This is a genomic window from Pseudomonas sp. TWI628 (assembly GCF_039673865.1).
GTDB lineage: Bacteria > Pseudomonadota > Gammaproteobacteria > Pseudomonadales > Pseudomonadaceae > Aquipseudomonas.
Genome location: NZ_JBDJMM010000026.1, coordinates 65,029 through 78,343, shown reverse-complemented (window position 1 = coordinate 78,343; position 13,315 = coordinate 65,029). Strand labels below are relative to the sequence as shown.

The following is a 13,315-nucleotide window of genomic DNA, read 5'->3' as shown; positions in this document are numbered from 1 at the left end:
CCCTTACTGGCCCGCGGCGGTTGCCGGCGGCAAGTCGTTGGTCACCCGCAGGATGCCCCACAGTCCCGAGAGGTTGCCGTAGGCGGCATAGTCGCGGAACAGGTAGTCGCCTGGCACTGCGTTGGCGCCACCGGCACTGGGCAGCATGAAGCTGAAGTGCGCGGCGGGCAGCACGCTCTCCTGGGCGCCGATGTACATGGCCATCGGGTTGGCGCCAAAGCGCACCGAGCCGATACCGGGCATGCTCATCGGGTAGCCGTCGAGGTCGTTCTTCTCGGCCTGGTAGCTGTGCAGCGGCCAGAGGTGCCCGTCCAGCTGGTAGACCATGCCGCGGCTGCCGCCGCTGGGCATGACGATGTGGTTGCGCACCGGTTGGCCCGGCTTGGCGTACAGCACCGGGGTCAGCGGGTCGCCACCGACCAGGGCGTTGGCGTAGGCCATGTGAGCGTTGGGCACATCGGCGAAGCCCAGGCCGTTGGCGTGGCCGAACGGCGCGTTCGGGGCCATGCCGAAGCGCAGCCACAGCGGTTCGGTGCGGTAGTTGACGGCCATGTTGCTGTTATCCTGCGGGTCGCCCGCCGCGCCATTGCCTTCGACGTTGATGCCTTCCACCGGGCGGCCATCGGCCCAGCGCATGTTCAGCGCGCGCTGCCAGACGGTGACGAAGTCGCGGTAGTCTGGCTGGCCAGTGACCTTCACCGTGGCCTGGGCACGGGTGGCCGGGTCTTCGCTCCAGGTGGCGGTCTGCGGCAAGACACTCATGGCACCGACCAGGCCCTTCTGCGGTTGCTTGATGAAGTCCGACGGGGTCAGGTTGAGGCCGCCGAACTCGATCGCCGTGGTGTTGATGTTGTCCACCGTGCGGCCCAGTTGCAGCACCGGCTTGCCTTCACGCTCCAGGTGGCCGGCGTAGTACTGGTACACCTTGCTTGGGTAAGCGCCACTGTTGCCGACCCGGGGCGGTACGGTCTGCACCGGGTTGAGGCCGACGTTGGCACCATCGGACTTGGTGATGTCGTATGCCAGCAACTGGGCGTGCAGGCCGACGTGGCTGGACGGGCGCATCAGGTTGTTGGCAAAGGCGGTGGAACCTTCGCTGTCGAACCGGTCACGCTTGACCACGTTGTGCATCACCGCCGTGCTGGACAGGTCCGGCATCACCTCGGGCAGGCGGTTCTCCAGGGTGATGCTGATGCAGTCGCCAGCGTTGGCGCGCAGGATCAGCGGTTCCACAGGCACGCCGGCTTTCAGCTTGCCGGTGGTGGCATCGAGGTCGGCCTTGCGCACGTACATGATCGCGGTCGGGTCATGCAGCGGCGCACTGTGGCCACCGATGCTGAACGGTACGCCGTCCTCCGGATCGACACCGCTCACCAGCGGGATGCTGGTCTTGCGGTTGTTGAACACCAGGGTGCCGCCAGTGGCCTTGAGCGGGCCGCCGACATGCTGGCCGATACCGGCGATGTCGTTGATGGCGACGCCGTTGCGGTTATCCAGAATGTCGTTGGCCAGCGCGGCGACGATCTCGTAGCTGCGCTTGACCGTGGCGCGGGTACCGATGCCGTTGGGGTTGGCCGTGGTTTTCGGGCAGATGCCGTCGAAGTTCACGGTATTGCGCATGGCCACCGGCTGCGGGTTGTTCGGCAACGGGAACAGGTCGGCGCGCTGGGCGGTGTAGTTGCGCATGATGCCCCAGATACCGTTCCAGTAGCCTTCCAGCGCCGCGTCCAGCGAGTACAGGTAGTCACCGTTGGTGGCGGCGGAACTGGAGATCATCGACACCGGCGCCATGAAGCCGAGCTGCTCGGAGATGCCGATCATCTGCGACGACTTCCAGCCCGAGTTGGAGCTGTTGCCGAAGCCCGAGCCGTTCTGCAGCCATTTCACGCCGTGCAGGGTGACGTTGTGCTCCTCTTCGTGGCCACCGGCGTGCATGCGCAGGCGCACGTTGTCGCCGCTGTAGGTGCGCAGCATCGGCGTGAACGGGTCGCCCGGCTCGCTGCCGGCCTTGTTGATGTGCGGTGGGAAGAGCGTGGTGCCTCCGGTTGGGCCGACCGCCGAAGTGATCGCCGAAGGTGCCATGTTCATCGCCGGGATGGCGCGGTCGGTGCGGGTCTGCAGCGCGTAGCTGAGGTCACCGCCGAGGCCGTCGGCCTGCATGCCGCGCTTGCCGTCCGGGCCGACCTTGTTCGGGTCGAACACACGCAGGGCCAGCGGTTCGTTACGGTAGTTGACGACGAACATGCCAGGGTCATCCACCGAGATCGCCTGCGGGCATGGCCGGCTCGGGCAACCCGGGTTGAGGCCGCCACGCTCCTCGACGATGGCTTCAAGCAGGCTTGAGGCCTTGCCGCGTACTGGCGGGTTGATGGCATAGCGGAAGCTGTCGGCAGTGGCCGGGAACGACTGGGCATTGGGGATGCCATCCGGGCCGGCACCGACATACACGCCCGCTTCATAGGCATGCTGGAAGTCGCTGTACTCGAGGAAGAACTCACGGTAGCTGTCGTTCTTGCCATCGCCGTCGTTGTCGCCGGTCTGGATCACCGCCTGCCATGAGGTCGGGCCGCCGTCCTGGCGGGTGGCCGGGTTGTACAGCTTCTCGCCGGACTCGGCGTGGTACCAGGTGGAACCGGCAGGTTCGGCCAGTACGGTGGCATACAGCCCGAGTTGCTGGTGGGTCGATGGGCCGAGGTGGTCGTGGGTGAAGATGGTGCCCAGGCCACGGTCGACGTTGAACACGTTGACCAGCGGGTCGGCGAACCAGCGCTGCATGGCGGTGCGTGCGCCCAGCCAGTCGGCCCGGCCGAAGCGGCCGAAGTACGGGTGCTGCTTGGCTTTCGGGCAGGCCGCGGTGCCGTCGCGGCTGTCGCCCTCAGCGCAGTTGTTGAAGGCACGGATGGCGTGCACACGCTCGACCACACTGCCGGGCGAGAGAATGCCGTCTTCGTAGTTCCAGCCGTTGGCCGAGCCGTCGGCGGCGGTCAGGTCCCACTTGGGCAGGTGGATGTGCTGGCCGATCACGTCGGTCGGGGTGCGCACCTGGTAGTCGTCCATTTCATAGAACGACGGGATCAGGTTGGTGTGCTGGTACATGGTGCAGTCGAAGGTGTTCATGCGCATCACCAGCGGCTCTGGCGGGCGCTGCTTGGTGATCACTGGCCAGGCGTCTTCCCACAAGGCGATGATGCGCGCCTGCGGGAAGTGGTAGCCCACCTTGTTGTACACCGCGTCGAACTGGATGTTGGCGCCCTTGTAGATGCGCGGGCGGTCGGCGGTGAAGCTGGACGCGCCACGGAAGTTGATACCGCCCAGGCTCTCGCCACTGAAGAATTCGCCAACGCCCGAAGACTGGGTCAGGCGTTTGCCACGGTCATCCATGCACGGCTCGTAGTACGGTGCGCCTGCGGTCGGCAGCGCGCCATTGGTGCGGAAGGCCTTGGGCACCGGTTGGCTGCCAGGGATCAGCGCGTAGCTGGGGTGCTCGGCTGCGGCATGGAACTGCATGGCGGCCTGCTCGACGTCGGTACCCTCTTCCGGCAAGTAGATCGGCTTGGCCCGGTGTACCACCTTGGAGAAGTCCAGCTTGGTGGTGGTGGTGACGGCCTCGCCGCCAGCAGATACACCATCCAGCGCATGGCGCCCGAGGCCACCGTCCCAGCCATCGACCTGATTGGCGTCGAGGTTGGCCCACAGGGCTTTGCCACTGTCCTTGAGCTGGCGGGCCAGGGCCGGGTCGAGCATGTCCAGTGGCGGGGTTGGCGGGCGGTTGCCGACGCTGCTTTCCATGCCGCCGATCCAGAACGGGTAGCCTGGGTTCTTCAGCGTGCCGTCGGCATTGCGGTTGGCCTCGCTGCGGTCGACCAGGGCCAGCGAGCCGATCGCCTTGGCAGCGCCAGGCTGCTGGGCGTGGTCGTCATCACCTTCACTCTCAGGGTGGTCATCGTCGTTGGCGGCCACCTGTTCGGCCGCCAGCTTAGGCACCACCACGACCTTGCCGGGCATCGGCGCCATGGCCTTGCCGGGCAGCGGCACAATGGCCGGGATGGGCGTGCCGGCAACGATCTCGCCATCCGGCAGGGCCCGGGCCCCGGTCGCTGGCTTGCCGCTGCGCAGTGCGAACGGCGCGCTGTGGAAGCCGTTTTCGCCCTGCCCGCTGACTTCCAGCCGGGTACCTTCCTCGAATACGTCATGCACCCGCCACATGGCCCACATGCCTTGGGCGAAGTGCGGGTAGAAGTGGCAGTGATAGATGGCGTCGCCAGCCACCCGGTTGCGGTTGCCCGAACCGCCGTTGGCGATCTCGTAGGTGTAGCCGATGCCGGCACCGATACCCTGGGCATCGATGTAGTCGGAGTTGTCGTCGTTGGGGTTGAACAGCCACTGATGCCCGTGCAGGTGGAAGATGTGCTGCTCGTGGCCGTTGTGGGTGTTGCGGAACTTGGTGAAATCACCGATGTAGCTGTGGTGCACGTTGGCCGGTTCCGCCGGGTACAGGGCCATGCTGGCCTTGACCCCGGTGGCACTGGCCGGCGGCACTTCGCCCGGGCGGATATGTTCGAGGCCGACGTTGGCCGGCACATCGACCAGGGTGCCGATATCGCCCACGGTGTGCGCACTGAGGAAGAACTCCTCGTAGGCGCACGACAGGCAATCATGCATCGGCCCCACGCCGAGGCGGTTGGCAACCACCTCGGCGCCCATGCCACCGGAGCCATAGTTGATCATGAACGCGTCGCGTGCCGGTTCCAGCACATGGCCCATCACCGGGTCCGCCCAGTAACCGGGGAAGGCCTGGGTACCGGCTACTTCGTCGGCAAACTGCGAAGCGAAGTCGCGGAACGCCTCGAGCCGGTTGGGCAGCGCCGGGTTGCGCTTGCCGATGCTTTCCAGTGGGTAGGTGGACTTGGGGAAACTGCCATCCGGGTTGGGGCCCATGACGATGGCGTCGGTTTCGCTGTTGAGGATCTGGTTGCCGTCGATCATCGCGATGATCGGCTTGCCGGCCTTGCCCTCGGTCACCCACGGCTCGCGCTGCGGGTAGCGGGCCTCGTAGTCGATCACCGGCTGGCCGGTTGCGGTACGGCCGGTGGTGGCCAGGCGCATTTCTTCTTCAGTCAGGGTGTTGCGGTAGGTTCGCCCACCTTTGGGGACAACCACCACCTGGCCGAACAGGCCGTTGGCAACGTTACCGGCGGTACCCTCGCCGCCGAAGGTGGCGGCCTTGCTGGTGGCGGCGAATGCCCCTTCGCGCTCGGCAAACAAGGTGTAGCTGCGGGTGCTGCCGGGGCTGACCAGGAAGTTGCCGTTGCGGCCAGTGTTGGCGGAGATGTCGGCGATGCTGTTGACCGCCTGCATGCCGTTGACCTGGAAGCCGACCATGCGCTCGGCGACCTGCTCGTCGGCGACGAAGCCTTCGGCGCCAGGCGCTTTCGGGAGTTCGACACCCTCGACTTGATCATCGGCCTCGATGCCGTGCTTGTTGGGGTTGGCCTTGTAGTCGAGCAGGTTGGTGAGGTTGACCGTGAGGCAATCACCGGCGGCCACGCGCAGCACGATCGGCCGTGGGCGCTTGTCGGGGCGCAGGGTGACCTTGCCCGGCACTGCGGCGCCGCCCTTGCTCAGCGGGACCTGGTGGTCATCCACCACATCCTCGCGCAGGGCGAAGATCATGCCGTTGGCGTTCTGCGCACCAAGGCGGTTGAACATCAGTGGCTGGTCCAGGGCCACCACGTTGGCCACCAAGGTGCGCTGGCACTGCACAGCAGCCTCGCTGGTCGCTTCCCAGCCAAACAAGGCCAGGACGAGTGATGTCAGGACGGGGCCTTTGTACGGGGTCGACATGCTGCACCTCCGGAACACAGGAAACACTGCGATGAGGTCAGCAAGGTGTGTGCCATAAGGAAATGGCTTTTAATTTCAATAAGTTAGGAAAGGAAGCGGAACAGATTGGGGAGCAGCCCCCACGGAAATTCCCCAATTCGGGGGATGATATGCATTGTCGTTTCGGGGGCATGGCAGCGGGACTGTGCGAGGCAGGCTTACAGCCGGTTACTTTCATTGCAGGGTTCTAAGTTTACGCGTCGACAATTCCTACAGCCTTATAGGAAGAGCGACGGTCCTTCGAGAATTGATTCCCCGTTAGTGTTCAGGCTCAGCGCAAACACAACCGACCGATGAGCCACTCGTTGGCCCGCGCCACCGTACGCAGGCCGGCAATCGAGGAACCCGATGTCCAGACACCCCAACGCTAGCGATGAACACTCGGCAACGGCAAATGCGACTTTTCGCCTGAGCGAGCGGAATGCTTACAGCATGCTCGAACCCACTGCATGGGCTGCCAGCCTCTGCAGCGACAACCGCCAGGAGCCCCCGTCAGAACCTGCAAGTTACGCCGCAGACCCGGACTTCCAGCTGCGCGGTGGCTTCGCCAATTTGATGCTCGATGCCGCCGCGCCGCTGTTCGGTCTGGTCATGCGCCTGCGGACTCTGGATGAACTTGCGCACATCAAGGATGTGCATTCGAAAGTGCGCAACCAGATCGAGAACATTCGCGAAGAGATGCGTCAGAACAACTATGAGCCGGCACAACTGCAGGCCTATTCCTATGCCCTGTGCCTGTTCATCGACGAAGCCGTGATGGAGCGCCCGTGGGGCAAGAACAGTTGCTGGAGCCAGGAATCGCTGCTGAGCATCTTCCATGACGAGACCTGGGGCGGTGAAAAGATCTTCACCGTGATCTCGCGGCTTATGCAGGAGCCCAAACGTTATCAGGACGTCCTGGAGTTCATGTATTTCGCGTTGTGCCTTGGCCTGAAGGGCAAGTATGCCATTGCCCCGAAAGGCGAAGAAACACTGAACGCCCTGATCCACCAACTTCACGGGACTATCCGCGAACTGCGCGGCCCGGTCCCTGCAGAAGTGTGCGATCCCTACAGCAACGTGGCGCCACGCAACTTGCGCATCAGACGGCAGTGGCCGTGGTGGAGCCCGCTGGTGATTTCTGCCGTTGCCATGGCCATTGCCTATGGGATCTACAGCTATCGACTTCACCTGGTCACCACCGAGGTACTGGAGTCGTTGGAGCGCATTTTACAGCAATAGCCGCACGCCAAGCCTTTCAGGGAGATCTACATGTCCAGTCAAACCGACCTGCGCTTCAGCTTCCAGCCGCTACTTACGCAAACTGAATTCGAGGTCGTGTCGTTCAAGCTCGACGAGGCGATCAGCACGCCGTTCCAACTGCATCTGGAACTGATCAGCTTCGAGGATGAAGCCGACTTTGCCCAGTTGCTCGACAAGACCGCACTTTTCACCATTTGGCGGGGTGAACGCCCGCTGCGCTACGTGCATGGCCTGATCAGCAGCTTCAGCCAGGGTGAAACCGGCTTCTGTCGGACCCGTTACCACGCCCTGATCGAGCCACGACTGGCACGCGCCAATCTGCGCTCGAACTGGCGCATCTTCCAGCAGAAAACCGCACCGCAGATCATCGAGCTGATGCTCAAGCAGCAAGGCATCCTGCATTTCGAACTGGGTTGCAGCGCCGACCATCAGGTGCGCGAGTTCTGCGTGCAGGCCGGTGAGACCGACCTCGACTTCATCGCCAGGCTGGCGGCTGAGGAAGGCTTCGTCTACCGCTTCGAACACAGCGCCAAACAGCACACGCTGATCATCAACGATCGCGTGCAGGCCTTGGGGCTGATCAGTGATGGCGTCATCGGCCTGGAGGATGACGATGAAGGCTTTTTCGAGGCCCCGGAGCAGACGGGCCCCTATCAAGTGCTGTACCGCGCCAACAGCGGCTGCGTGCAGGCGGTCCCCTGCCTGCGTCGCTTGCGCTACAACGAACAGGTACGTACCACCAGGCAAGTGCAACGCGACTACACCTTTACCAACCCGGCGTATAGCCAGCAGCACGAGGCAGAGGCCAGCGGCGTAGTGCACAAAGCGCTGGACTACGAGCGCTTCGACTACCCCGGGCGCTACAAGCGCGATGCGGCTGGCAAGCCTTTTACCCAGACCCGCCTCACCGCCTGGCGCCACGATGCCTGCGTCGCTGAAGTGGAAGGCGATGATGTGCGCCTGCAACCGGGACTGAGCTTCACCCTCACGGGCCACCCGCGCGAAGACCTGAACGTACATTGGCGGGTGATCACTGTCGTCCATGAAGGTAGCCAGTTCACCAGCCTGGAGGAAGAAGCCGCCGGTGCCGAACGCGGCACGCACTACCAGCAGCGCGCAACACTGGTGCCCGGCAGAACCGAGTGGCGCCCTGCCCCGTTGGCCAAGCCCCGTATCGACGGCCCGCACATGGCTACCGTGGTCGGGCCGCCCGGCGAGGAGATTTATTGCGACCAGTGGGGCCGGGTCAAGGTCAGCTTCCCTTGGGACCGCGAAAGCCAGCACGACGAGTTCAGCTCCTGCTGGGTACGGGTATGCCAAGGTTGGGCCGGCGCAAGTTGGGGCTCGATGGCCATACCGCGGGTCGGCCAGGAGGTGATCATCCACTACGTCAATGCCGACCCCGATCAACCGATGATTACCGGCCGTACCTACTGCGGCAATCAGCTGCCGCCGTACGGCCTGCCGGAACACAAGACGCGCATGACCATCAAGAGCCAGACCCACAAGGGTGATGGCTACAACGAACTGCGCTTCGAGGATGAACTGGGCAAGCAGGAAGTGTTCATCCATGCCGAGCGGGACCAGAACAATGTGGTCAAGCACGATGAGACGACCAACGTCGGGCGCAACCGTGTCGAAGAAGTGGGCAATGACCAACAGCTGACTGTCGGTAACGATCTGCAACAACAAACGGGCCGTGATCGGGCTGAGCGGGTCGGGCGCACCTGCCAGGTTGAAATAGGTCAGGACCTTATCGAGCAAGTCGGAAACGACCATCGCGAGACCACTGGGGCCAATCACCACGTCAGCATCGGTGGCCAGAGCGAATTGCACGTCAAAGGGCGACGGCAGATCAGCATCGGTGGGGGGGTGAACCAGCAAACCACCGTCTATCAACTGCAGGCCAGTGAGCGCATCGAATTCAGAAGCCCAGGCGGCAGCATCGTGCTGGATCAGCAAGGCATCACCTTGAACGGCCTGACACTCACATTGCTCGGCCCGACCCAAGCAGCCATCGCAGGATCAGGAAATACGTTGGACCTGGATCTGCTCGCCAATGACAGCGACCGCTGCGAGGAAACCGACCGATGAGCAGTGACGCCTTGATCAAGCTGATAAACCAACATCACCGCCCCGGGCAGTACAGCTACGTGCTGCTGGACCCGCTGGCAGCCTCAGCAGGCAGCGAACATTCATTACTTGCCAGCCTGCAGCTGGTATTGGGCGACAAAGCGATGACACGCGTGGTTCGGCCCGACCTGCCTCGTTCGCCTGGATTGCATCCGGTGCTCGTTTGCCTTGGCTCACCCGCAAGCTCGCCTGACATCTCGCTGCTGGAGCTGACAGCACAGGCGGCCGAACGCGACAGGCATCGGCGCAAGCACCCTGTCTGCGGCTGGCTGCTCAGCGAAGCGCCGCCCACTGCCGTCGCAACTCACCTGACGGCCCTGTGCCGTTTGCCCGATGCATCCGGGGCGACCACGTTTCACCCTGTTTACGAACCGCTGCGCCTGGAGTTGCTGGCCGCGTTGTTCGAGCGTACGGATCAGGGGCCGTGGTGGCCGATCGAGCGCTGGGTGTTCTTGAGCAGTGGCGGCGGCCTGGCGAACCTGAAAGGTCAGCCACACGCCCGGTGCGGTTTGCCTGCGGGCGCTGTGCGTGTTCAGCAGAACACCGCCCTGATCGAGGCCGTGTTAGCGGCATTGAGGAGATTGCCTGCGTTTCCCGGTGCCCGCGAGAGCCCACCGTTCGCGGCCCTGCGAGCATCCAACCATCTCGACGACGCGCGCGAACTTGGCCTGACGGTTGAGCAGGACATCCTGGTAATGGCCCTTCACCTGCTACGGCTGCACGCGCGACTGCACACCCAGAAAGCCGTGAGCGACATGATCGACATGGCCATCCGACAGCAACGGCCCCTCGCCGAGATGTTCGCGCAGGTTTCCGATTCGAGCTGGCGCCATCTGGTTGCAGCCATTCCCCAGCCAGAGGCCTACTCATGAGCATCACTCAAGACATAGTCAATGCAGTCGCCGAAGTCGACTTCCTCCTCCCCCCCTGCAAAGCCTGCCAGCGCCAGGGCCTGCCCATCCTTCCCCTGCGCCGCGCCGTGGTTCCCGATACCCGTCCGGGCAGTGACCCTGCCACGCAAACCCGGATGGGTCTGCGCACCTTGCGCAGCGGTTATCTCTATGTGCTGCTCGACCAACGCATCTGGCACGCCTACGAAGTCACCGCGCAGGGCCACCTGCGCCGCTTCCTGCCCTACGAGCCAAACCCTGGGCCACCACCGTCGCTGCCCGAGCACTGCATGCATGAGGACCATGACATCCCGTCGTCCTTCCTCAACATCGACACCGATACCTACGGCTCGGCCTGGCTGGCCTATTCCAGCGATCCCTGGCCGGCCAGCGTGCTTGACGCCTACAAGGGCGGCCAGGCGCCTGCGCAGCGCTTTGAGGGCCTGGACCTGATCCAGGCGCGCAATAACCCCGAGCTGCTGGGCCTGGCCATGACCCCGGACAACCTGCAGGTTGACCGCCAGGTGTTCGAATATGCCCAGCAATTGAACGGCCCATTCGACAGTGCCCATGGCTTCCACAGTCGCTTCCTGCGCAAGACCGCCCTGCGCGGTTACCTGGTCAACGCCATGGCCCGGTATCAGCTGGAAAACGGCGTGCTGGCGGTGGTGCTCGACGATACTGTCGGGCTGGTCCAGGAGTACAACCACCAGCGCCTGAACTGGGTGGTCAAGCGCCAGGCCTGGCGCGAAGATCCGCTGCGCGCTTATCAGCTGCAGACCTCGCAGATCCTGCAGATCATTCGCGCCACCCAGCGTGAATGGGCGGCGCAGGAGGTACCGACGTTCGAGGCACAGTCTGGCGACGGGCCGCCGGCGTTCACCGATCCCGAGGTAGAGCGCCAGCGCGAGGTTGAAAGGCGCCAGCAAGAGAGTGATGAAAAGCTTGAGGAGCGCTATGACGAGCCCCGGCGTGCGGCGTTCCAGGCCAAATACGATCAGGAAGAAGCCCGGTTCCAGGCCTTCATCGACCGGCATGCCGGCACCTACGTAAAACTCTGCGAGAGCGCGGCCTTCGCTCTGATCGAGCGGCACGACTACGATGGCCGAGACCGCGAATCGGGCATCGCCTACAGCAAGACCATCGCTGCGTGCCTGGCCGGCGGCATCACCGAAGCGCCGAACAGCAACCCTGAGCCAGCTCCAGGCACCAGTGAAGCGCTGTGGTTGAAGTGGCTGCAAGACCCCAGCAGTCCACCCTACCGCGCCCTGCTATTACGCGACGGCCCCCTGATGGCGGCGCTGTTGCCAAGTTTCTCCCAGACCGAGCCGACCAACTGGAACGACAGCGAGAAGCTCTACAGCGCCTTGAGCAAGTTCATCACCAGTGAAGACGCCGGCTTGAAGATGCGGGATTCGCTCAAGCAAGCCATCACCGAACTGCAGGGCGCGGTGAATGCCGCCAGCCTGCGCCTGCAAGTGCGGCTCGCCCCTGGTATCCAGCAGGCCGTGCGGCACCTGAACAGCGCCAGCCAGCGGATTTACAACGGTGTGCATCTGATCGAATTGCAGGTGCAAATGAAGCTGGGTGAGTACTACGCCTTGCAGAGCGCACACCTGCGTGAACTCCAGAACAGCGCCAGCCTGAAACTGGCCGAAGCGCGGGCGCAGATGATGCCGGACCTTGAAGACGTGAAGGCCGGCATTTTCAGGCAAGCAGGCAAAGTCAAACCCATCATCCAGACCGGATTGTTGAGCCTTGCCGTGCTCGACCCGAAAGTGGCACATCAGGTGATCCCGGTCAGCGTCTGGGTCGAAGGCACGGCGCATGAGCTGCATGAGCGGTTGGCCAGAGAGGTGAAGCTCAATGTCAATCAACTGAATGACACCGCGAAGATGGCGTTAGTGGACATCACAGTCGCGGCGGGAACACTGGAGCTGGATGCGCGGAAGGCACTGAATGGCATGAAAATCAGTGCGGGGCAGGCTTCACAGTTGGTCCGTGACAGTTTTACGGGGCTACGAGGAACGGGAAAAGGCTGGGAGTTGCTACTTTCGCTGGGCGGGCTCTACTTACTGAGCGACAATCTTGTAAAGAATATGAAGGTGGTTGAAGAAGAAATTGGCCCGAAATCCAGCGAAGCCATCATGGCCCTATACGGGTCGAGCTTGGGCGTTCTGGGCGGTGGATTAGAACTTGGGGGATTATTGATTCCTCGCAAGGCAAGCACTGTCAACAAGTATTCTATCGGTCGTACTGTCGTTCGCACTGGGGCGGTGATCAGCGCTGCAACGGGCCTCTTTGATACCCTGCAAGCATTACTTGCAACCAGGCGCGCGACGAACTCAGGCGACAATAGAGCCTTCCTATGGTATCGGCGAGCCACTTTTACAGGGGCATTAGGAACCGTATCTGCAATAGCAGGTGTATATTACCCATTCCTAATGGGGCCAGTGGGAATTGCAATAGCACTGAGCCTTACGACTTTTGCCTTTTTAAAGAAAGGCGGACAGAATGAATCGACTCCATTACATCGATGGGCACGCCGATGCTACTTCGGCAACGCCGACGAATCCCCCCGCATCCATTGGGACTCACCCAACCATACCGATATCGCATTGGCTGAACTGAATGCCGCAACATCAGAATTAACTGGCATAGCAAAATTTGAAGTCACTATTGCCAACCAGCCAATCAGTTCCAAAATCGGAACCCCAATCGGCCTAAAAACACAGCACGATTTAAGCTTCAAAATTATCATTCCCGGTTTCAACAAAGCAGTGTCCGGATATCAATGGGCAGTTGTCGTACATCGACATGGCGATGGCAATTCGCCTGAGTACACTGGCGGTGAAACCATCGTACAAAGAAATCACTTCCCGCCGGCACTGCCGACAAGATACTCAAAGTTAACCTCGTTGAAACCCTTCAATAAGCCGAAAAACCTTGATTACAACCCTGACACTATGAAGCTAGCTTCAAGCTGCCAGAACCACAGCCCGCAAGACAATAGCATCTGTACCCTATCGTTCGTCGGCCGCTTAGAACTGACCTTGGACATCGGGAAACACAATATTACATCCGCATCTCTAATCATTACTTACTGGCCGGACCGCAACATACCGGACGCCTACGCCGAATTTCTTACCGAGGTGCATAACCAGTGA

Annotated in this window: 5 protein-coding genes; 4 read left to right on the top strand and 1 reads right to left on the bottom strand. The window is 62.5% G+C overall.

What is annotated here, in order from left to right; all coding sequences use genetic code 11:
• Positions 1-3 precede the first annotated feature (3 nt).
• Positions 4-5,844 (bottom strand): manganese-oxidizing multicopper oxidase MnxG, encoded by a 5,841-nt coding sequence (gene mnxG / locus ABE528_RS20165; RefSeq protein WP_346653898.1) that lies wholly within the window; start codon positions 5,842-5,844, stop codon positions 4-6.
• 387 nt (positions 5,845-6,231) lie between these two features.
• Between mnxG and icmH the strand changes: the two genes are divergently transcribed.
• Genes icmH through ABE528_RS20145 form a run of 4 tightly spaced genes read left to right on the top strand, consistent with a single transcriptional unit; the run spans position 6,232 to position 13,315 of the window.
• On the top strand, positions 6,232-7,104 hold the full coding sequence (gene icmH / locus ABE528_RS20160) for a type IVB secretion system protein IcmH/DotU (RefSeq protein WP_346653897.1): 873 nt from the start codon (positions 6,232-6,234) through the stop codon (positions 7,102-7,104).
• A 30-nt stretch (positions 7,105-7,134) separates the two neighbouring features.
• Positions 7,135-9,219, top strand: coding sequence for a type VI secretion system tip protein TssI/VgrG (gene tssI, locus ABE528_RS20155; RefSeq protein WP_346653896.1), 2,085 nt, complete (start codon positions 7,135-7,137; stop codon positions 9,217-9,219).
• Positions 9,216-10,130 (top strand): hypothetical protein, encoded by a 915-nt coding sequence (locus ABE528_RS20150; RefSeq protein WP_346653895.1) that lies wholly within the window; start codon positions 9,216-9,218, stop codon positions 10,128-10,130. The genes tssI and ABE528_RS20150 overlap by 4 nt, the downstream gene beginning before the upstream one ends.
• Positions 10,127-13,315, top strand: coding sequence for a T6SS effector BTH_I2691 family protein (locus ABE528_RS20145; protein ID WP_346653894.1), 3,189 nt, complete (start codon positions 10,127-10,129; stop codon positions 13,313-13,315). The genes ABE528_RS20150 and ABE528_RS20145 overlap by 4 nt, the downstream gene beginning before the upstream one ends.